This window comes from Bacteroides thetaiotaomicron VPI-5482 (genome assembly GCF_000011065.1).
GTDB lineage: Bacteria > Bacteroidota > Bacteroidia > Bacteroidales > Bacteroidaceae > Bacteroides > Bacteroides thetaiotaomicron.
This window is the reverse complement of the sequence record NC_004663.1, coordinates 2,852,409-2,870,601: the sequence shown is the minus strand read 5'-3', so window position 1 is coordinate 2,870,601 and position 18,193 is coordinate 2,852,409. Positions and strand designations below refer to the sequence as shown.

The window sequence follows — 18,193 nt, the reverse complement described above, 5'->3', positions numbered from 1 at the left end:
TTATGGAGTATGAAACCTTGTTTCCGCTCTACTGGATATGCGGGGAGTGGAAAAGCAGCCGCAAGTCGCCGCCCGTCACCGTATTCCGTGATGGTGGTACATACAAGATTGCCCTGACCTACCACCTTGATGCGGTGGTGGTCGGCACGATCCACCAAAGCGGCGGCATCATCTGGGCGGATCTTCTGGGAAGGGTGCAGCTCGCTTATGACCGGGAGGAAGACCGTCTGGTGCTGGCTACCGAAGAGATATATGTACGTGCGGATGATTCATAAGAAAAAGGAGAACTCCGGTTCTCCTGTAAATGGAAAGAAAACTATCCGATTTATTTAACGTTAAAATTTTAAAAGACATGAAACGAATAATGGCTGTCTGTCTGGCCGGGCTGCTTTGTCCGACTATGGCGGTAAAGGCGCAATGGGTAACGTTCGATCCCTCGAACCTTGCACAAAGCATCGTGAATACGACCCGTAACGTGGTGCAGACCACGACGACGGCAGAAAATATGGTGAAGAATTTTCAGGAAACAGTCAAGATCTACGAACAGGGGAAGCGTTATTACGACGCTTTGAAAGCGGTCAACAATCTGGTGAAAGATGCCCGTAAGGTGCAGCAGACCGTTCTCTTGGTCGGTGAAATATCGGACATCTATGTAAATTCTTTCCAGAAAATGCTGACGGACGGGAACTATACGCCGGACGAGCTTTCGGCAATCGCCTCCGGATATGCGAAGATGCTGGAAGAAAGCAGTGGTATGCTGAACGAGATGAAGATCGTTGTGACCTCCACCGGCCTTTCTATGACGGACAAGGAGCGCATGGACGTGATAGACCGTGTGTACCGTGACGTGAGAAACCAACGCAATCTGGTCAGGTATTACACGAACCGGAACATCGGTATCTCTTACCTGCGTGCGAAAAAGAAGAATGATACCCAAAGGGTGCTGGACTTGTACGGAACGGACAATCAAAAATACTGGTGACATGATAGGCGAGGAAACTTTCGGCAACCTTCACGAAGTGTTGCGTAACCTTTATGACGAGATGATGCCGCTCTGTTCGGACATCACGGGTGTGGCTACCGGAGTGGCTGCGCTGGGTGCGCTGTTCTATGTGGCCTCACGGGCGTGGCAGGCTCTTTCGAGAGCCGAGCCGATTGACATTTATCCGCTCTTCAGACCTTTTTGTCTGGGGGTGTGCATCATGTTTTTCCCCACATTCGTTCTGGGGACTATCAACGGTATCATGAGTCCGGTGGTCACCGGCTGCCACAGTATCATGGAAGGCCAGACACTGAACATACGGGAGTATTCCGAGAAGCGGCAGAAACTGGAATACGAGGCGATGACGAGAAATCCGGAAACGGCGTATCTGGTCGATAACGAGGAATATGAACGCCAGATCGAAGATCTGGGATGGTCGCCTTCGGATTTGAAGGCCATGGCGGGCATGGCGGCGGAACGCCTCAAATACCAGGCCAGGCAGAGCGTGAGCAATTTCTTCCGCAGCTTTCTGGAACTGCTGTTCCAGTCGGTTTCGCTGGTACTGGACACGCTGAGAACCTTCTTCCTGATCGTATTGAGCATTCTGGGACCTCTGTCATTCGCCATATCGGTGTACGACGGCTTCCACAATACAATGATCCAATGGATTTGCCAGTATATCAGCATCTATCTGTGGCTGCCCATATCCGACCTGTTCAGCTCCGTGCTGGCAAGGATTCAGGTGCTGATGATCGAGAAGGACATCGCCGCACTAAGCGATCCCGCCTATGTGCCCGACGTGAACAATTCCGCTTACATCATCTTCATGCTGATAGCCATTGTGGGCTATTTCACCATTCCGACAGTATCCACATGGGTGATTCAGGCATCGGGAGCCGGCAATTACGGCAAGCAGGTCAACTCGTGGTCACTGAAGGGCGGACGTGCGGCTGCCGCCATCACCGGTGCTTCCATCGGGCATATAGCCGGCAAGTTAAGAGGAAGATGAACCAACGTAAATATTAGAGATGTATGGAATTTAAAAGTTTAAAGAATATAGAAACGAGCTTCCGGCAAATTCGCACGATGGGGATCGTGTTCGTTTCGCTCTGTGCCCTGGTTACCGGCTATGCTCTCTGGAGCTCCTACCGGTTCGCCGAACGGCAGAGGGAGAAAATCTATGTGCTGGACAATGGGAAGTCCCTGATACTTGCTCTTTCCCAAGACCTTTCGCAGAACAGGCCGGTGGAGGCGAAAGAACATATCCGGCGTTTCCACGAGCTGTTTTTCACCTTGTCGCCCGACAAGGCGGCTATCGAGTCGAATATCCGCCGGGCGTTGTTCCTGTGCGACGAGAGTGCGTTCCGCTACTACAAGGACTGGGAGGAAAAGGGGTATTACAACCGTATAATCTCGGCCAATATCAACCAGAGCATCCGGGTGGACAGCGTGGCGTGCGATTTCAACAGCTACCCGTATGTGGTGACAACTTACGCACGGCAGTCGCTCGTCAGGTCGAGCAACATCACGGAACGGAGCCTTGTAACCCGTTGCCGGCTGTTGAACTCGGTCAGGTCGGACAATAACCCGCACGGCTTCACGATGGAGCAGTTCAATATCGTGGAGAACCGGGATTTGAGAACCGTTGAACGATAACTTAAAAAAAGACAGGAAATGAACCGATTGAAAAAATGGATCAGGTACGTGCCTGACAGGATAGACGCCGGACTCCGCTATCTGTGCGGACGGATGTCGCCCGATGTACGGCTCGTCTGCGTGGTGGCCATGCTCACCGGCTTCGGCTGTCTGTCGATATACATGACGGTATCTTCGATATACCGCATCGGCAGGCATGAGGGGGAGCAGTTGCAAATGGAGCATATCAGGCGGATGGAACTGTACAGGGGGATAAACAAGGATAGTATAAACATTAAAAATCAGGTGGATTATGGAGAACCTAAAAAATCAGGAACGGCAACCGGCGAACGCTGCAACGTCTGAAAAAGCGGAAGAGAAAGGGCAAACGCCGAAACAGGGGAAGAAAGAGGCCAGACCTCTGACTCCGGAAGAGATGCTCAAACGAAAGAAGATGCTCGTGTATCCGTTGTTCTTTCTCGTGTTTCTGGGAGCGATGTGGCTGATATTCGCTCCTTCTGACAGCGACGAGCCATTAAGGGAGGGATTCAACGTGGATGTCCCGATGCCGGAGGACAAGGGGCTGCCGTCGGATAAAAAGACCGCCTACGAACAAAGTGCCTTTGAAAAGAAACAAAAGGAGAAAATGAACACGCTCCAGGATCTGGCGGTATCGCTGGAACAGGAAGAGCCGGTGGCGGACGAGGTATTCCTGACGGAAGAGGACACGGACAACGGCAGTCCGTCTATCCGTTCCTCCGCCAATGCCTATCAAGACATCAACCGGCAGTTAGGCAGTTTTTATGAAATACGGCCTGCGGAAGATGACCAGAAAACGCTGGAACTGGAATGGCGTATTCAGGAGCTGGAGCGTCAGGCGGAGGAAGAGCGCAAGGCCAGAGAAAACGGTGAGGAACAACTGCGGCTGATGGAGAAGTCCTACGAGATGGCGGCAAGATACATGCCGGGCGGTGGTGAAACCAAACAGGTCGCCGTGTCCTCCTCTACGGGTAAAATGCCGGTCTGCCCGGTTACGCAGGTAGCGGAACGGGTGGTTAGCCTGCTGGCCGCACCCTTGTCCGATGAAGAGTTCGCCAGACAGTACGGCAAGCCCAGAAACATGGGTTTCCACACGGTGGGGACAGTCCGGAGCCGTACGGAAAGGAACGGTATCCGTGCCTGCGTGTACAGGACGGTAACGGTTTCGGGCAGCGACGGTCAGGAGGTGGGACTCCGCCTGCTGGAGCCGGTGCAGGCCGGAGAGTTGTACATACCCGCCAACACGATACTGACCGGCACGGCGAAAATCAGCGGTGAACGCATGGAAATCACCGTTTCCTCGGTCGCCTTTCAGGGAACAATCCTGCCGGTGGAACTGGATGCTTATAATACGAGGGGCATGAAGGGCATTGAGGTCAGGGGATCGCAGGAGCTTACCGCCGTCAAGGAGATGGCGGCCAACATGGGTTCGGCAATGGGAAGCAGCATCAATATCTCCAGCAATGCCGGTGCACAGCTGGCTGCGGACTTGGGCAAAGGGGTGATACAGGGCGCATCGCAATACCTTTCCACAAAGTTCAGGAGTGCCAAGGCGACTTTGAAGGCGGATTACGAGCTATTGCTCGTGTCAAGACAATAAACGGTTAAAATCAATTTATTAATCAAGAAAAAACAACAAGCATGAAAAAAGTAATTTTAATGATGGCTTTTGCCATTGGTATGACCGGTGCGTATGCACAAAAGACCGTGAAAGTGGGAAAGACGGGAAATGACACGGAAGAAACGGCGGATTCCGGAGAAACGGGAACCACGCCGCTGCCGGATAAGGAGGACGCAAGGCGCAGCCCGTCCACCGGTGATTTGTTTGACGGGCTGACACGTCCGGTGACATTCGACCGGATGGTTCCTCCATACGCCTTGGAGGTGACATTTAATAAAACTGTACACCTTATCTTCCCGGCTGCTATCAAGTATGTGGATCTGGGATCGGCTGACATTCTTGCCGGCAAAGCGGACGGTTCGGAGAACGTGCTTCGGGTGAAAGCGGCGTTGAGGGACTTCTCCCGTGAAACGAATCTGGCGGTGATCACGGATGACGGCAGCTATTATACATTCAACGTGAAGTATGCGGACGAGCCGGCCAAGCTGAATATCGAGATGAAAGACTTCATCCATGATGGCGAGGCGGTGAACCGGCCGAACAACTCGCAGGAAATCTACCTTACGGAACTCGGCAGCGAGTCCCCGCTGCTGGTACGGCTGATCATGAAGTCCGTCTATGACAACAACAAACGTCTGGTGAAGCATATCGGCTGCAAGCGCTTCGGTATCCAGTATATCCTGAAAGGGATTTATACGCACAACGGTCTGCTTTATTTCCATATGGAACTGAAAAACGCTTCCAACGTGCCATTCTCCGTTGACTTTGTCACTTTTAAGGTGGTGGATAAAAAGGTTGCAAAACGTACCGCCATTCAGGAACAGGTTATCGTGCCGCTTCGTGCCTTCAACTATGTGACGGCGGTTGACGGAAAGAGCACGGAACGGACGGTATTTACCCTGCCCAAATTCACCCTTCCGGATGACAAGCAGCTGGTTGTTGAGATGAACGAACAGAACGGGGGAAGGCATCAGCGGTTTATTCTGACCAACGCCGAGCTGATCCGTGCCAGAGTCATTAACGAGCTGAAGGTGAAATAGTATGAAAAGGGTATCTGTTATTATATGTATGTTTTTGTACTTTGTCCTGACGGACAAGGCACATGCCCAACGTTGCCTGCCCGGTACAAAAGGGCTGCGTATTACCGCCGGCATGACGGATGGCTTTCACACTGCGGACAAACGTAACGAGCTGGGTTACCATTTCGGGATGGGAATGGACAGGTATGTGAACGGCTGCCATAAGTGGGTATTCAGTGGCGAGTATCTCCAGAAGTATTATCCATACAAGGACATACGTGTCCCGGTTTCCCAATTCACTGCGGAAGGCGGCTATTATTATAATTTCCTTTCGGATGCCAACAAGGTGTTTCTCTGCTATGCCGGCGGTTCGGTGTTGGCGGGATATGAAACCGTGAATTGGGGCACAGGCATGCTGTTCGATGGTTCACGCCTGTGTGTCGGGGATGCATTTGTCTATGGCGGTGCGGTATCGCTGGAGATAGAAACCTACCTTGCCAACCAGGTGGTATTGCTGTTCCATGCCCGTGAGCGTTGCCTCTGGGGAAATGACAGCGGACACTTTCATTTCCAGTTCGGGGTGGGATTGAAAATTATTTTGAATTGATAAAACAATAATAGAATGAAAAAGATGATTGAAAGCATGATTATAGCAGGTGGTATGCTGGTAGCCTTGTTATATATGACCGCCTGTTCTGACAAATTGGACGTTCAGCAGATGTATGAGTTTGATCTGGCGACCTTGCCGGTGCAGACGACAATCGTAAAGGGCGAGGAAGCGGAAATCCGTTGTCAGCTCGTAAGAAGCGGCGAGTATCAGGACACCAAATACTTCATCAGGTACTTCCAACCGACAGGCAAAGGGGAGCTTCGCATGGAGAACGGTACGGTTTTGTTGCCGAACGACCTGTACCTGTTACCGGAAGAAACATTCAGGCTCTATTACAGGTCATTTGGCACAGACCAGCAGAAAATAGACATTTACATTCTTGATTCCTTCGGTCAGGTTGTGCAAAAGTCTTTTGCCTTTAATAATGAAGCGGAAGATGAAAAGGAGGATACCGAATGATTTATGCCGGATATACCCCGAAAAAAAAGCAGCGATAACGCTGAGTAGAGAAACTGAATGAAAATCTAATAAGATAGCTCCCCTTACCGGTTTCCATTCCGGTAAGGGGAGCTTGTTCCTGTATTATTTCTTGTCCTCTTTCTTTTTAAGCCACTCGTTGCATTGTCGCCTGCACTCTTCCAATGTGGGCTTCACACAGGAGAAAAGTTCGTTGTCTGCCGTATCCCTATAATCATAGTGATAGAACGTGCGCCTTTTCCGTCCTACGGTCATTTGGAATTTTTCATATTTCTCACCCGTCTTGCAGGTTGAAACTCCGTTCTCGTTCATTTTTGTTGCCATAACTTATGATTTTATAGTTCGTGAATATTAAAACAGACTTAACTGTCGGGGCTGTGTGTATTTCCGCTTGATTTCCAACAGTTTTCCTTTCAGACTGCGGATAACCTTTGGGTTGTAATTGCTTCTGTCGGAAACAGACCAACGTTCCGCTTTGTTGTATTGTCGCTCCAACAGAAGGATTCCTTGTCGGACAGCTTCCTTATAATCTCTGACAGGTTCATCCCAAACGGACGGGTGGCTACCGCCTCCGGCTGTGCCGGTACACCAGTCGATGGCTACCGCATACGTCCCGTCAACGGATTGCCCGATATGGATCGTGTTGAAGGTGTCTAACTTGATTTCCTCTATTATCGGCAACATGCCATTTATCCAACCGTGTTCGTTGAACTGCTTGCCGACATAACCGAAAATCATCCCTCTTTCATACGTGCGTACATTGAGTATGATATGTCGTACACTCTTGCCAAAACTCTCGAAATAAGCGATTTGTTCCGTGTCATTACGGCGTACTGCCAACAAGTAACGGAGGACTGCACTACGCTCTACCCTGCAAGGGTTGTACTCTACAATCTCCTGCAATTTCTCTTCTCGTGTCATTTGGGATATTGGTTTCATATCATTTATGTATTAGAGGGTTAAAATGTTGCAATGAATAACCGGCTTTGGATGAACTGCATACTTCCTTTGGAAATGCGCTGGTTGCACCAGAAATGGTGTGAGCCGTAGCCGTAGGTGAAAAACTCGTCCAGTTCGGCCGTTTCCCGAAGTTTGTTAATGGATTGACGGAGTTCCTCTTCTGTCCGGCAAAAGAGAAGGGTGTTTACCAGTCGGATAAGGAGTGCAGGGATTTTTTCATCCCATGCACAAATTGTGGTTTCAAACGTTACGTTCATATTTTTCTGATTTATTCATTAGACAGTCATTTTCAAAATCTCTCTCCAGTATATCGGCTCCACCTCACTGAGAAGGAAATCGATAAAATCTTTTCTCGCTTCTTTGCACAATTCCTGGTAAAGCTCTCCAAAGGTGGTGATGTTGCCGTTCAGGTAGGTTTCCACCATGTACTCGAAAATGTTGCTTACCTCGTAATATCTGCACTGCTGTGCGACAGTCCTGCTGTATCGTTTCATAAGGCTTTATTTATAAAGATTTATAATGATTCTGTTCACCATCCGTGCTTTTCCTACGGTATAATAAGTACCGCCATAGGGCTGCTTGTCCCAATAGGCTAAAACAATCTCGGAGTTGTCAATCAGGTAGTCGTTCCTGTGGTGGAAGCAGCCTTTGCGGTAATCTTCTCGGAGAATGACCGTTTCATCGGCAGTTTTCATTATCCGGTCGTATAAGGACTTGTTCTCCGGCCGGTATCTGTTTGACTGCCGGCTGAACGGCACAACGGCAATGAGTCGAATGTCCGTGTATTCCGCTTTAAGGGCAGTTACCGCTTGGGCTGCAAGCAAATCGAAGCCTTCCGCCATTCCGCTTAGAAAGTAACGATAGCCCAGACTATACAACCTTTTCACTTGCGAAACTATATCCAGATAAAGATACAGCATACGGACTTGGAGGATACGCTCTGAACGGTGTCCGGTGAACGCTACTGATTTTGTAATATCCATTGTCATAACTGTGTGTATTAAAGTATTAATAACCAAATGATAATCCCGACTACGACAGCAAAGGAAAGAATGGAAACCAGATAACCCCATGCGAAGCGGATCACGTCCGTTATCAGTTCTTTTACGAGCCACAGACCGATAAACCACGCCAAAAGACTGCCACCGTACAGACTCCAACAGAAGCCTGAAAGAATGAGCCGAACCGACCAGCCAAACAATTTATGCAGAGGCAGATTGAGTCTGTTCTTATTTCCGTTATGTATTTCTCTTGCTGTTTTCATAATCACGACATTTTTTTTATGCATTGACGAGTTGAGCTGACTTATTTCATGTGCGTCAAAAGGTAGGGTTCAGGAAAAACAAGGTTTTTGGAAAAAATACCTCGTGCCATTTATGGCGCAGGGAAGATTTTTTTCAAAACCGGAACGGCTTGACCTTGTTTTTCCGTTAAGAACCCGAAGTACCTTCGCACTTGAATAAGTTAGTTTAATTCGTTCCTTTGCTTTAAATGTGGAGTGATGGCTACTGAAAACAGTGAGAGAAATACCCCGAAGGAAGTTAGCCTTAAACTTTGCTTAAAATCGTTGTGTTATAAATCCCTTATACATAAAGCGATGATTAATACGAAAAAATTCTACCTTTGTGTTAGCGCTGCAAATAGCATCGTGTAATGTGTTCGTTTACCGTAGTCCAGAAATCGCCAATTTCAAAAATACAGAGGTAAATGAACGGGGTAGGTTATATACTTTGACGTAACCTGTCGGTTCACTCTGTATTGAGCGTTTGGCGATGCTTTGGACTTGTGACTGGCAGCGTTACGTCAATTTAATATACTAACGTTATTGTTATGGATTTACAATCGACTCCCCTGAAAGGAGTAGTCCGGTCTTCAGAAGATGGGCTTTTCTATCTGTTTCCCATTCAGAGTCTATCTACATTGCAAGAGATGAAAGGGCATTTGACCTGTGCGATAGATGTCTTGAGCAATCCGGATGAAAGTGATGTGGAAAAGCGTTTGGACGCAGTTCGGACATTGAACAGCCTTGTGGCTGCATTGAGTGTTAATGACGGTGATCACTATGATGTGATAGATACTGCCTTTGAGGAGATCAGAGAGTAAAAAAACAGAGCGATATAATAAAAGCCTTCCTATTTCAAAACCGGAAAAAAGAAAGGTGTTGTACTGTCCAATGTGTGATTCATCGCGCTTGTTTGTACAACACTTTTCTGCGGTTTTGTATGGATGAAAGATTGTTCCGGTTCCGGAAGAATGGGAACGTTCTTTCTACTGATAATAATGTGGCTTTTATTCCGTTATTGGGGTTGGGGATTGAAATGTAAGAACTTCATCTGTTCCGTTATTAATCTGTTCCTGTTCACGCTCTTTACGCCGTATTTCTTTTTCCTTCTTTTTGGTTTTAGTCTTTATTTCCTGTTCTTTAAGGATTTGCTTTAGGGGCTTTACTACATCAGGACGTTCCTTTTTGAAACGTTTATAGAAGATCTCTTCTATAAATTCCGGTAAGGGGGCTTTCCACGGTTCTTGCCGGTGGTTGTCTATCTTGCCGAGTTTATCGGGATTGAGTCCAAGTTCACGGGCCATTTGTACATGGGTGTCCGATAGCCGGTGTCTCTTTTGGGCGGCTATCCATTTTTCGATTTGGGATTTCTTGATTGTCATATTACTTTTGATTTTCAGACTTTATTGTTTTACCTAAAAACAAACCGGTAACGGATTTTGCACCGAGTTGTATCAGTTTTCGTTTCATTTGCGTGAAGTTCTCGCCGGAAGAGATAATGTCATCTATTAAAAATACGTCCCGGCCTTTAAAATAATCGGGGTGAAAGATCAAGTTGGATAACTTGTCTTGTCCGTGAGTTCCTTTCATCTGCTCACGGTCTTCTTTTATCCATGTGGCACGAAATCCGTCCACGACTTTAAGCCGACGTGAGAGAAGGCTGCAAAAACGGGCGAAGCGGGTGATGTTCCGTTCACGGGTTGCCGCTGGTATGGGGATCAGCACGGCGTTGGCGGCTTTCTCCTTAAAGAACGGCATCCGGGCGATACAAAGCGAGAAGATCTTGGCGACAAGGGCTGCTTGTCGTCCTTCTTTAAATCTAAATACCAGATTGCTCGTCTTTCTGTCAGATACCGATATGTCCTTGCATCTGGTCGGGTAATAATCGTGGATATAGAAACACAAGGCTCCGTCGATACGCATCTTGCCTTTGAAATGGGTATTGTATGGGAAGAACCGGCGCACGAAATCGCTCTCGAAAGTAAAGTGGAGTATATCACGCCAAAGGGTGAGCGTGGTTTCATCCTGTACCCGATAGAGTTCTCCGTTGATACTTTCTTTATCCGATAAACCAATGCCGATTATCAGGTGGTCATTGAAAGTGTCTTTTGATACAATATACCAATCAAAAGATTGGCAGATGCTCACGATGTCACAGTTATTGGTGCAAAGGAAGTAGAAGGTATTGTCAGACCTTTGGATAATCAGAAACTCGCCGGACATTTCGGAAAGGCGAAAATAGTTGCTGATATGGGCTTCCTCCACCTCGCTGAAGGATACGGATATGGTGAGGTTTTCTATCATGACATTGTTATTTGGCGTAAAGATAGAAATTTCGGGAGAAAAAGAGGCCTTGCCCGTTGGATTTTCGGGTAAGGCTCGCTATTTACAGGTTTCTATGCACGTTAGTTATAAGAAATGGTAGTCCGGTTGCTGTCGGGATGGAAAACAACAAGGACTTCGGGCTTTTTCTCTTGCAGGCGTTTGTACTCGCACAGGGAGTTGAGTACCCACTCACGAAACAGCTTCGTGCAATAGGTGTTGATGCGGAAGCTGAGAAATATGATCGCTTCCAGATTATAATAGGTAACAATGCTTTTGTCCTGTTTCTCGGTTATGGTCACGTCGCCGTCGTAAAGCAGGCGGGATTTGAGGATGGAGCGCACATTGGCGTCTATTGTCTGAACGAACACTCCGAACAGACGGGCAAGTTCGTGCTTGGTCATCCATACGTTGCCGTTCTCTATCTTTACACTGACGATGGGTTGTTCATCCTTGTTTTCCAAACCGGTGATGGTGATGTATCCTCTATTTTCCATAAGGCGTTGTTTTTTAAATGGTGTGACAATATAATGATTTGTTTATTCATACAGCGTTTTGCGTCGTACCTTTTTGCATATTTTTTAGTTTTCGATCCAGCATATTCATGTCATGGCTCAACTTTCTGTCCACCACACGGGCATAAATCTGTGTGGTCTGAATGTTGGTGTGTCCGAGCATCTTGGATACGCTTTCAATGGGAACGCCTTTGGTAAGGCAGATTTCCGTGGCGAACGAATGCCGGGCGAGATGGTAGGTGATCCGTTTGTTGATTTGGCAAATTGCGGCTATCTCCGCCAAATATTCATTCATCTTCTGGTTACTGATTACCGGAAGCAATCTTCCATCTTTCAACTTGCCCTCGTATTTGGCGAGAATATCCAACGGTATTTGCAGTAGGGGAATGAATGATTCCACGCCGGTTTTACCCCTGTCTTTCATAATCCACTTCTTGCCGTCCACCCCGATCTTTATGTCCTCGCTTGAAAGCGTATAGATGTCACAGTAGGGCAAACCGGTATAACAGCTAAAGATGAAAGCGTCACGCACGTGTTCCAACCGCTTTGATTTGAACTCCTTATAATAGATCGTGTCAATTTCCTCCTGCGTGAGATACCCTCTGTCGGTCTTGTCAAAATTGAACCTGAAATTCCCGAAGGGATCAATGAAGCTCAATCCGCTTTTCTGGGCAAACAACAGTATCGTATGGAAACGTTGTACAAATTTCATGGCGGTATTGTTGCTTACCTCACATTCCTGACGCAAATAAAGGTAGAAGTTCTCGATGTGGGTGACGGTGATTTCCTTCACGGGAATGTCCGACAACTTGTATTCCTTTTGCAAGAACTCTATCATCCGCTGCTTGGTCAGTTCGTAGCGGGAATAGGTCTTTTGCGTGGCAGTCTTGCCGACCTTCTTTGCATACTGTTCATTGTGCTGGGTGAAGTAACTGATGAGTGTTTTCTCCTTTTCCTCCAATCCCAGGAATGCGTTCCTGATTTTTTCCGGCAGTGCGTAACCGTCCACGTTCATCATGCGTGTGTAGTGCATGGTGATGGCCGAACGTATCTCGTCCAGTGTCTTGTTAAGTGAGGATACCCTGAGGTTTTCTTTCTTGTCCGCACTCTGTTTGTTGATGACGGCTCTTCCCGTTTTCGTGTCCCAGTTATCGGGGTGTATATCCAACTTGCTGCTGAATTGCACCTGATCACCGTCCACCGTGATACGTACCATTATTACTACATGACCGTTTTTCTTCGGTTCGTTCTTCTTTAAATAGAAGAGTGTCTTGAATGTCGATTTCATACCGTAACTCCTTTCTTGTTGCAAAGTTAATTTGTTCATTCCGTAACGGCTATGACTTTCGACTGCCAATATTCGACAAATGAGCGACTTACCTATAAATTCGTTACGGTTTTTATCGTAACGGAAAACCGTAACGAATTAGTAACGATTAATCTTCACAGGGTGGCTTTTTGAGGTCTTTTTTCTGTCGTAGGCGGGTAAGAAAAAAGCTCCTTAAACCACTGGTTTAAAGAGCTTTGTCTTAGTTTGTCGGAGTATTTTCATTTCTTCTAAGTGATCCAGCTGGGGCTCGAACCCAGGACCCCAACATTAAAAGTGTTGTGCTCTACCTGCTGAGCTACTGAATCAATCCTTATTTGCGAATCAGTTATTTCCTGATTGCGGGTGCAAAGGTAGTTACTTTTATTTAATTTGCAAGTGTTTCGTAGAAAAAAGTTCCAATTATTTTTCCTCTTTATCGCTTGTTTCTTGATTATCAGTAGTTTCTACTTCATCATATTTTATTCTTTCTTTGTTGATAATAAAGCGTTGATAGTAGGAAAGCATCAAAGTAGTCAGAGGCAAGGCAATGATCATGCCCAGCATTCCCATTAATGAACCCCATATAGAAAGGGATAAAAGGATGATGGCAGGATTCAGCCCCGTAATCTTTCCCATGATTTTGGGGACGAGGAAAGTATCCTGTATAATTTGGACGATGGCGAAGACTGCCAGTGCGCATGCAATGATAATCCAGAAATTCTCTCCCGTATCGGCAGCTTTAAGGATCGCCAATAGGACCGTAGGGAGGAAACCGATGATTTGCAGGTAAGGAACCATATTAAGCGCTCCAATGAAAAGCCCTAGAGCGATAGCCATCGGAAAATCGATAATAAGGAAGCCTATACTGAACAGAATCCCCACACAAAAGGCAACCAGTGCCTGACCACGGAAATACCGATTCATGCCGTCCTGTACATCATGTACGAGGTTGGATGCGAAGGTACGATACTTGTTGGGCAGCAGATGCAGCCATCCTTCGGCTATGACTTCATAATCCAGCAATATAAAGATTACATATAGTAATATGATAAAGGAGGCGAGAATGCTGAACAGGATATTGAGCGACTCCGCAAGCAGGGCCCAAACTCTGGGCACTGTATCTTTGATGGCTGCAAGAATATTCTCTTCGCTTAATATACGGTTGAGCGCCTGAAGATCAATATTCTCATGAATGAATTCGGAAAGATTCTTGGGCACATTATTCCCGGCTCCATTGGTGAGGTAGGTTACCAGTAAGTCATTCATCCTGCCTATTTCCGAAATCATGGGAGGTACCAACAGATAAAATAAGGATACTCCGACAAGAGTGATCAGAAACAAGGAGCAGAAGATAGAAACAATACGGCTCTTTAACCGTAGCTTATACTGGAAAAACTTGACTAACGGATAAACCATGTAGGCGATCAGCCAGGCTATAAAGAAAGGTAATAACACTCCGCTGAGCCGTTCCACAAGCATTAGTATCCCTACCACCAGTACACATCCGATGGAACCACGTATAAAACTGTCGAATGTTATCTTCTTTCTTTCCATATATGTTTTAAATAGAGTTTATATCTTCTGTCCGTCCTCTCCCCGTGCACGGAGGTAGCACTCCCTGCAAAGCGGCTCGTATTCGGCTGTCTCTCCTAGAAGTACCTGCTTGTCATTCTTGACGGTACGATGAGAGAAAGATGCCAGATCACCGCACTTCACGCAGATCGCATGAACTTTGGAAACTTCATCGGCAATGGCACATAATTGAGGCATCGGTCCGAAGGGATTCCCTTTAAAGTCCATATCCAGTCCGGCGATGATGACACGGATGCCGTTATTGGCAAGCTGCCTGCATACGTCAATCAGTCCGTCATCAAAGAACTGTGCTTCGTCGATGCCGACTACATCTATTTCAGAAGTGAACAACAGGATACTAGCCGATGAATCGATAGGGGTGGACGCGATGGAATGACTGTCGTGTGATACCACGTCTTCTTCCGAATAACGGGTGTCGATGGCCGGTTTGAATATCTCTACACGCTGGCGTGCGAACTTGGCTCTCTTCATCCTACGAATCAATTCCTCCGTCTTTCCGGAGAACATTGAACCGCAGATTACCTCTATTCTACCTCTTCTTCTGGTCTCTTGTATGTGGTCTTCTGAAAATAATACCATGTGATTTTTGTGCTTTCTTGATTAAATAAATGAGTGGACAAAGGTAAACAATTCGATGTACAAGAACTGTTAAATTATCCATTATTTTAAGTTATTGCATAAATTATTCCTACATTCGCACCATAATAACAATGGATGGAAATGAAACAGAAGCTATTAACAGATATTGAGCTGGATGTTCATGAGCTGAAGCTACTCATGAATACGTTTTCTAAAGAGCCGACTCAGACTTTGTCTGAACTGTTGAAGCGGAGCATCCTACGTATGCAGGAGCGTTTGGAACAGTTGTCGGAAGAGATAAGTGCTGTGCCGGTGGAAGCCTCGCCTTCTCCTGTAGCGGAAGCGGAAAGTGAAGCCCCCATTGTTGAAGAACAAGCCCCTGTAATAGAGGAAGTTGAATGTCCGGTGATAGAAGAGAAGGTCGTGGAAGAGAATGAAGCGACAGCACCGGGAGAAGATGAACCTGTGATAGTACAGGAACCGCAGACTGTTGTGGAAGAAGCAGTAATTGAGGAACCTGTTGTCGAAGACGAAATGGAAGAGAAAGAAGCGGAAGATGAGTCGGAAGACGACGAATCGCTTCTGATAGAGGAGCCGAAAACTGCCGTATTGGGCGAAAGCATAAAGATGGCTGCCGGATTACGTCATTCCATCAGCCTGAATGATTCTTTCCGTTTCTCGCGTGAGATATTCGGCGGAGACCCCGAACTGATGAACCGTGTTATCGAGCAGATATCAGTCATGAGTTCTTATAAGACTGCCGTGGCATTTCTTGCCTCGAAAGTCAGCGTAAACGAAGAGAATGAGGCGATGATCGACTTTTTGGAGTTGCTAAAAAAGTATTTTAATCAATCAGCATAAAAGTTTATGGGAAAGTTATATGTAGTACCTACGCCGGTAGGAAATCTAGAGGACATGACCTTTCGGGCAATCAGGGTGCTGAAAGAGGTCGATCTGATTTTGGCAGAGGATACACGTACTTCCGGTATTTTGCTGAAACACTTTGAAATAAAGAATGCAATGCAATCTCATCACAAATTTAATGAACATAAAACGGTGGAAAGTGTTGTTAATAGAATAAAGGCAGGTGAAACCGTGGCATTGATTTCGGATGCCGGAACACCCGGGATTTCTGATCCGGGATTTTTGGTAGTCCGCGAATGTGTGCGCAACGGTATCGAAGTGCAATGTTTGCCGGGAGCGACAGCTTTTGTTCCGGCATTGGTAGCATCGGGACTGCCGAATGAAAAGTTCTGCTTCGAAGGGTTCCTCCCTCAGAAGAAAGGACGACAGACACGACTGAAGGCATTGGCAGAAGAACATCGTACTATGGTGTTTTATGAATCGCCTCACCGCTTGTTGAAAACGTTGACACAGTTTGCCGAATATTTCGGCACTGAACGTCAGGCAACCGTGTCTCGCGAAATTTCCAAACTCCACGAAGAAACCGTTCGGGGAAGTTTGGCGGAATTGATAGAACACTTTACCGCTACCGAGCCCCGGGGCGAGATTGTGATAGTATTAGCAGGAATAGACGATTAAAATAACTTCATTTAAAAACGTAAAACGTAAACGTATGAAAAAGTTAGCAGTTTTATTTATGTGCGCAGCCATGTTGGCTTCGTGTGACTTTAAAGGTGGAAGCAAAGACCTTAAGGCTGAAAATGACTCTCTTTTAATGGAATTGACACAGCGTAACGCTGAATTGGATGATATGATGGGAACTTTCAATGAAGTGCAGGAAGGATTCCGTAAGATCAATGCTGCCGAAAGCCGTGTGGACTTGCAGCGTGGTACTATTACCGAAAATTCAGCCAGTGCCAAGCAACAGATTGCTTCTGACATTGAATTCATCTCCAAGCAAATGGAAGAAAACAAAGCTCAGATTGCAAAACTGGAAGCTCAGCTGAAAAACAGCAAGTACAACTCTACTCAGATGAAGAAAGCTGTAGAAGCTCTGACTGCTGAATTAAAAGCGAAACAACAACGTATCGAAGAACTTCAGACAGAACTGGCATCTAAGAACATTCGTATCCAGGAACTGGATGCAGCTGTCAGCGACCTGTCTGCTGCCAAAGAATCTTTGGCTGCCGAAAACGAAGCGAAAGCTAAAACCGTTGCCGAACAGGATAAGAGTCTGAATGCCGCATGGTTCGTATTCGGAACAAAATCAGAGTTGAAAGCCCAGAAGATTCTTCAGAGCGGTGACGTGCTGAAGAGCGCTGATTTCAACAAGGATTATTTTACTCAGATCGATATCCGTACAACAAAAGAAATCAAGTTGTACTCCAAACGTGCTGAGTTGTTGACTACTCATCCGACAGGTTCTTATGAACTGGTGAAAGATGACAAAGGTCAGCTGACTTTGAAAATTACTAATCCTGCCGAATTCTGGAGCGTATCCAGATACTTGGTTATTCAGGTAAAATAAGGTAGACATACCTGGTTAGAATTGCCAATGTGCTGATTCCTGAATTCAAGAAATTAGCACATTGGCTTTTTTATTTCTCATATTATATATATCACGGAGCCAATGAAATATAAAAATCTCTTTTTTGACCTGGATGACACCATCTGGGCTTTCTCACGAAATGCACGCGACACCTTTGAAGAAGTATATCAGAAATATTCATTTGACCGCTATTTTGATTCATTCGATCATTATTACACACTGTATCAACGACGCAATACTGAACTCTGGCTTGAATATGGAGAGGGAAAGGTGACAAAGGAGGAACTGAACCGCCAGCGTTTTTTTTATCCCTTACAGGCAGTAGGAGTGGAGGATGAGGCTTTGGCAGAACGTTTCTCGGAAGATTTCTTTGCCATTATTCCTACCAAAAGCGGCCTGATGCCCCATGCCAAAGAAGTGTTGGAGTATCTTGCGCCGCAATATAATCTGTATATCCTTTCCAATGGTTTCCGCGAACTGCAGTCGCGCAAGATGCGTTCGGCAGGAGTAGATCGTTATTTTAAGAAGATCATTCTTTCGGAGGACCTCGGCGTATTGAAACCCCGGCCCGAAATCTTTCATTTTGCTTTATCTGCCACCCAGTCCGAGTTACGCGAATCGTTAATGATCGGTGACAGTTGGGAAGCCGATATTACCGGAGCGCATGGGGTAGGCATGCATCAGGCTTTCTATAATGTGACGGAACGAACCGTCTTTCCTTTTCAGCCTACCTATCATATCCATTCACTGAAAGAATTAATGAATTTATTGTAGGTTTTATGGATTAAGTCGTATTTT

General features: G+C 46.4%; 26 protein-coding genes and 1 tRNA gene. 14 read left to right on the top strand and 13 right to left on the bottom strand.

Going from position 1 to position 18,193, the window contains the following annotated elements; genetic code table 11:
- Window positions 1-2 precede the first annotated feature (2 nt).
- The 9 genes from BT_RS11605 to BT_RS11565 all read left to right on the top strand — a co-directional run bounded on the left by BT_RS11605 (window position 3) and on the right by BT_RS11565 (window position 6,365).
- Window positions 3-275 carry a DUF3876 domain-containing protein gene (locus tag BT_RS11605; protein ID WP_007485399.1) on the top strand — a complete coding sequence of 91 codons (273 nt, stop codon included), beginning with the start codon at window positions 3-5 and terminating at the stop codon, window positions 273-275.
- 77 nt (window positions 276-352) lie between these two features.
- Window positions 353-982 carry a DUF4141 domain-containing protein gene (locus tag BT_RS11600; protein WP_007485401.1) on the top strand — a complete coding sequence of 210 codons (630 nt, stop codon included), beginning with the start codon at window positions 353-355 and terminating at the stop codon, window positions 980-982.
- A 1-nt stretch (window position 983) separates the two neighbouring features.
- Window positions 984-1,991, top strand: coding sequence for a conjugative transposon protein TraJ (traJ, locus tag BT_RS11595; protein WP_011108207.1), 1,008 nt, complete (start codon window positions 984-986; stop codon window positions 1,989-1,991).
- A gap of 23 nt (window positions 1,992-2,014) precedes the next feature.
- On the top strand, window positions 2,015-2,638 hold the full coding sequence (gene traK / locus BT_RS11590; protein WP_005776802.1) for a conjugative transposon protein TraK: 624 nt from the start codon (window positions 2,015-2,017) through the stop codon (window positions 2,636-2,638).
- An 18-nt stretch (window positions 2,639-2,656) separates the two neighbouring features.
- Window positions 2,657-2,983, top strand: a complete 327-nt coding sequence (locus BT_RS11585) for a TraL conjugative transposon family protein (protein WP_007485407.1) — start codon at window positions 2,657-2,659, stop codon at window positions 2,981-2,983.
- The gene (traM, locus tag BT_RS11580) at window positions 2,931-4,256 is read left to right on the top strand and encodes a conjugative transposon protein TraM (RefSeq protein WP_011108206.1); all 1,326 of its coding nucleotides are present in this window, start codon (window positions 2,931-2,933) and stop codon (window positions 4,254-4,256) included. Before BT_RS11585 ends, traM begins: the two co-directional genes overlap by 53 nt.
- A gap of 41 nt (window positions 4,257-4,297) precedes the next feature.
- Window positions 4,298-5,317 (top strand): conjugative transposon protein TraN, encoded by a 1,020-nt coding sequence (traN, locus tag BT_RS11575; protein WP_007485412.1) that lies wholly within the window; start codon window positions 4,298-4,300, stop codon window positions 5,315-5,317.
- 1 nt (window position 5,318) lies between these two features.
- Window positions 5,319-5,903 carry a conjugal transfer protein TraO gene (locus BT_RS11570; RefSeq protein WP_007667366.1) on the top strand — a complete coding sequence of 195 codons (585 nt, stop codon included), beginning with the start codon at window positions 5,319-5,321 and terminating at the stop codon, window positions 5,901-5,903.
- Between the two features lie 15 nt (window positions 5,904-5,918).
- Window positions 5,919-6,365, top strand: a complete 447-nt coding sequence (locus tag BT_RS11565) for a DUF3872 domain-containing protein (RefSeq protein WP_007485416.1) — start codon at window positions 5,919-5,921, stop codon at window positions 6,363-6,365.
- Between the two features lie 123 nt (window positions 6,366-6,488).
- Here BT_RS11565 and BT_RS11560 read toward each other — a convergent pair whose 3' ends face one another.
- The 6 genes from BT_RS11560 to BT_RS11535 are packed head-to-tail and all read right to left on the bottom strand — an operon-like array spanning window position 6,489 to window position 8,607.
- Window positions 6,489-6,707 (bottom strand): DUF3873 domain-containing protein, encoded by a 219-nt coding sequence (locus tag BT_RS11560; protein ID WP_007485418.1) that lies wholly within the window; start codon window positions 6,705-6,707, stop codon window positions 6,489-6,491.
- Between the two features lie 27 nt (window positions 6,708-6,734).
- Window positions 6,735-7,322, bottom strand: coding sequence for a hypothetical protein (locus tag BT_RS11555; protein ID WP_005776811.1), 588 nt, complete (start codon window positions 7,320-7,322; stop codon window positions 6,735-6,737).
- 20 nt (window positions 7,323-7,342) lie between these two features.
- Window positions 7,343-7,600, bottom strand: a complete 258-nt coding sequence (locus BT_RS11550) for a hypothetical protein (RefSeq protein WP_007485421.1) — start codon at window positions 7,598-7,600, stop codon at window positions 7,343-7,345.
- A gap of 18 nt (window positions 7,601-7,618) precedes the next feature.
- A complete protein-coding gene (locus BT_RS11545; protein WP_005776813.1) occupies window positions 7,619-7,837 on the bottom strand; it encodes a hypothetical protein in 219 nt (72 codons plus the stop codon).
- A 6-nt stretch (window positions 7,838-7,843) separates the two neighbouring features.
- The gene (locus tag BT_RS11540) at window positions 7,844-8,332 is read right to left on the bottom strand and encodes an SLOG family protein (RefSeq protein WP_007485423.1); all 489 of its coding nucleotides are present in this window, start codon (window positions 8,330-8,332) and stop codon (window positions 7,844-7,846) included.
- Between the two features lie 11 nt (window positions 8,333-8,343).
- Complete coding sequence (locus tag BT_RS11535) at window positions 8,344-8,607, bottom strand: hypothetical protein (protein ID WP_007485426.1); 264 nt, start codon at window positions 8,605-8,607, stop codon at window positions 8,344-8,346.
- A 566-nt stretch (window positions 8,608-9,173) separates the two neighbouring features.
- On the opposite strand from BT_RS11535, the gene BT_RS11530 reads away from it, so the two are divergent.
- Complete coding sequence (locus tag BT_RS11530) at window positions 9,174-9,446, top strand: hypothetical protein (RefSeq protein WP_007485427.1); 273 nt, start codon at window positions 9,174-9,176, stop codon at window positions 9,444-9,446.
- A 186-nt stretch (window positions 9,447-9,632) separates the two neighbouring features.
- Here the strand turns inward: BT_RS11530 and BT_RS11525 are convergent, their stop codons facing one another.
- The 7 genes from BT_RS11525 to BT_RS11495 form a co-directional block, all read right to left on the bottom strand.
- The gene (locus BT_RS11525) at window positions 9,633-10,007 is read right to left on the bottom strand and encodes a hypothetical protein (protein ID WP_007485429.1); all 375 of its coding nucleotides are present in this window, start codon (window positions 10,005-10,007) and stop codon (window positions 9,633-9,635) included.
- 1 nt (window position 10,008) lies between these two features.
- Window positions 10,009-10,929, bottom strand: coding sequence for a ribonucleotide-diphosphate reductase subunit beta (locus BT_RS11520; protein ID WP_007485431.1), 921 nt, complete (start codon window positions 10,927-10,929; stop codon window positions 10,009-10,011).
- A gap of 101 nt (window positions 10,930-11,030) precedes the next feature.
- Window positions 11,031-11,444, bottom strand: coding sequence for a hypothetical protein (locus BT_RS11515; RefSeq protein ID WP_005776822.1), 414 nt, complete (start codon window positions 11,442-11,444; stop codon window positions 11,031-11,033).
- Between the two features lie 46 nt (window positions 11,445-11,490).
- Entirely contained in the window at window positions 11,491-12,750 is a 1,260-nt protein-coding gene (locus tag BT_RS11510) for a site-specific integrase (protein ID WP_005776823.1), read from the bottom strand.
- A 274-nt stretch (window positions 12,751-13,024) separates the two neighbouring features.
- Window positions 13,025-13,097, bottom strand: a tRNA-Lys gene (locus BT_RS11505).
- Between the two features lie 94 nt (window positions 13,098-13,191).
- Window positions 13,192-14,325 carry an AI-2E family transporter gene (locus BT_RS11500; RefSeq protein WP_011108203.1) on the bottom strand — a complete coding sequence of 378 codons (1,134 nt, stop codon included), beginning with the start codon at window positions 14,323-14,325 and terminating at the stop codon, window positions 13,192-13,194.
- 18 nt (window positions 14,326-14,343) lie between these two features.
- Complete coding sequence (locus BT_RS11495; protein ID WP_008763837.1) at window positions 14,344-14,943, bottom strand: thymidine kinase; 600 nt, start codon at window positions 14,941-14,943, stop codon at window positions 14,344-14,346.
- 141 nt (window positions 14,944-15,084) lie between these two features.
- Between BT_RS11495 and BT_RS11490 the strand changes: the two genes are divergently transcribed.
- The 4 genes from BT_RS11490 (at window position 15,085) to BT_RS11475 (ending at window position 18,169) form a co-directional block, all read left to right on the top strand.
- Window positions 15,085-15,804 (top strand): hypothetical protein, encoded by a 720-nt coding sequence (locus BT_RS11490; RefSeq protein WP_172461645.1) that lies wholly within the window; start codon window positions 15,085-15,087, stop codon window positions 15,802-15,804.
- A gap of 6 nt (window positions 15,805-15,810) precedes the next feature.
- Window positions 15,811-16,485 carry a 16S rRNA (cytidine(1402)-2'-O)-methyltransferase gene (gene rsmI / locus BT_RS11485; RefSeq protein WP_011108201.1) on the top strand — a complete coding sequence of 225 codons (675 nt, stop codon included), beginning with the start codon at window positions 15,811-15,813 and terminating at the stop codon, window positions 16,483-16,485.
- A 34-nt stretch (window positions 16,486-16,519) separates the two neighbouring features.
- A complete protein-coding gene (locus BT_RS11480; protein ID WP_008763834.1) occupies window positions 16,520-17,374 on the top strand; it encodes a hypothetical protein in 855 nt (284 codons plus the stop codon).
- A gap of 102 nt (window positions 17,375-17,476) precedes the next feature.
- On the top strand, window positions 17,477-18,169 hold the full coding sequence (locus tag BT_RS11475; protein ID WP_011108200.1) for a YjjG family noncanonical pyrimidine nucleotidase: 693 nt from the start codon (window positions 17,477-17,479) through the stop codon (window positions 18,167-18,169).
- Window positions 18,170-18,193 lie beyond the last annotated feature (24 nt).

Coding starts and splice junctions, on each gene's coding strand:
- BT_RS11605 (WP_007485399.1), top strand. CDS start 3: ATGGAGTATGAAACCTTGTTTCCGCTCTACTGGATATGCGGGGAGTGG.
- BT_RS11600 (WP_007485401.1), top strand. CDS start 353: ATGAAACGAATAATGGCTGTCTGTCTGGCCGGGCTGCTTTGTCCGACT.
- traJ (WP_011108207.1), top strand. CDS start 984: ATGATAGGCGAGGAAACTTTCGGCAACCTTCACGAAGTGTTGCGTAAC.
- traK (WP_005776802.1), top strand. CDS start 2,015: ATGGAATTTAAAAGTTTAAAGAATATAGAAACGAGCTTCCGGCAAATT.
- BT_RS11585 (WP_007485407.1), top strand. CDS start 2,657: ATGAACCGATTGAAAAAATGGATCAGGTACGTGCCTGACAGGATAGAC.
- traM (WP_011108206.1), top strand. CDS start 2,931: ATGGAGAACCTAAAAAATCAGGAACGGCAACCGGCGAACGCTGCAACG.
- traN (WP_007485412.1), top strand. CDS start 4,298: ATGAAAAAAGTAATTTTAATGATGGCTTTTGCCATTGGTATGACCGGT.
- BT_RS11570 (WP_007667366.1), top strand. CDS start 5,319: ATGAAAAGGGTATCTGTTATTATATGTATGTTTTTGTACTTTGTCCTG.
- BT_RS11565 (WP_007485416.1), top strand. CDS start 5,919: ATGAAAAAGATGATTGAAAGCATGATTATAGCAGGTGGTATGCTGGTA.
- BT_RS11560 (WP_007485418.1), bottom strand. CDS start 6,707: ATGGCAACAAAAATGAACGAGAACGGAGTTTCAACCTGCAAGACGGGT.
- BT_RS11555 (WP_005776811.1), bottom strand. CDS start 7,322: ATGAAACCAATATCCCAAATGACACGAGAAGAGAAATTGCAGGAGATT.
- BT_RS11550 (WP_007485421.1), bottom strand. CDS start 7,600: ATGAACGTAACGTTTGAAACCACAATTTGTGCATGGGATGAAAAAATC.
- BT_RS11545 (WP_005776813.1), bottom strand. CDS start 7,837: ATGAAACGATACAGCAGGACTGTCGCACAGCAGTGCAGATATTACGAG.
- BT_RS11540 (WP_007485423.1), bottom strand. CDS start 8,332: ATGACAATGGATATTACAAAATCAGTAGCGTTCACCGGACACCGTTCA.
- BT_RS11535 (WP_007485426.1), bottom strand. CDS start 8,607: ATGAAAACAGCAAGAGAAATACATAACGGAAATAAGAACAGACTCAAT.
- BT_RS11530 (WP_007485427.1), top strand. CDS start 9,174: ATGGATTTACAATCGACTCCCCTGAAAGGAGTAGTCCGGTCTTCAGAA.
- BT_RS11525 (WP_007485429.1), bottom strand. CDS start 10,007: ATGACAATCAAGAAATCCCAAATCGAAAAATGGATAGCCGCCCAAAAG.
- BT_RS11520 (WP_007485431.1), bottom strand. CDS start 10,929: ATGATAGAAAACCTCACCATATCCGTATCCTTCAGCGAGGTGGAGGAA.
- BT_RS11515 (WP_005776822.1), bottom strand. CDS start 11,444: ATGGAAAATAGAGGATACATCACCATCACCGGTTTGGAAAACAAGGAT.
- BT_RS11510 (WP_005776823.1), bottom strand. CDS start 12,750: ATGAAATCGACATTCAAGACACTCTTCTATTTAAAGAAGAACGAACCG.
- BT_RS11500 (WP_011108203.1), bottom strand. CDS start 14,325: ATGGAAAGAAAGAAGATAACATTCGACAGTTTTATACGTGGTTCCATC.
- BT_RS11495 (WP_008763837.1), bottom strand. CDS start 14,943: ATGGTATTATTTTCAGAAGACCACATACAAGAGACCAGAAGAAGAGGT.
- BT_RS11490 (WP_172461645.1), top strand. CDS start 15,085: ATGAAACAGAAGCTATTAACAGATATTGAGCTGGATGTTCATGAGCTG.
- rsmI (WP_011108201.1), top strand. CDS start 15,811: ATGGGAAAGTTATATGTAGTACCTACGCCGGTAGGAAATCTAGAGGAC.
- BT_RS11480 (WP_008763834.1), top strand. CDS start 16,520: ATGAAAAAGTTAGCAGTTTTATTTATGTGCGCAGCCATGTTGGCTTCG.
- BT_RS11475 (WP_011108200.1), top strand. CDS start 17,477: ATGAAATATAAAAATCTCTTTTTTGACCTGGATGACACCATCTGGGCT.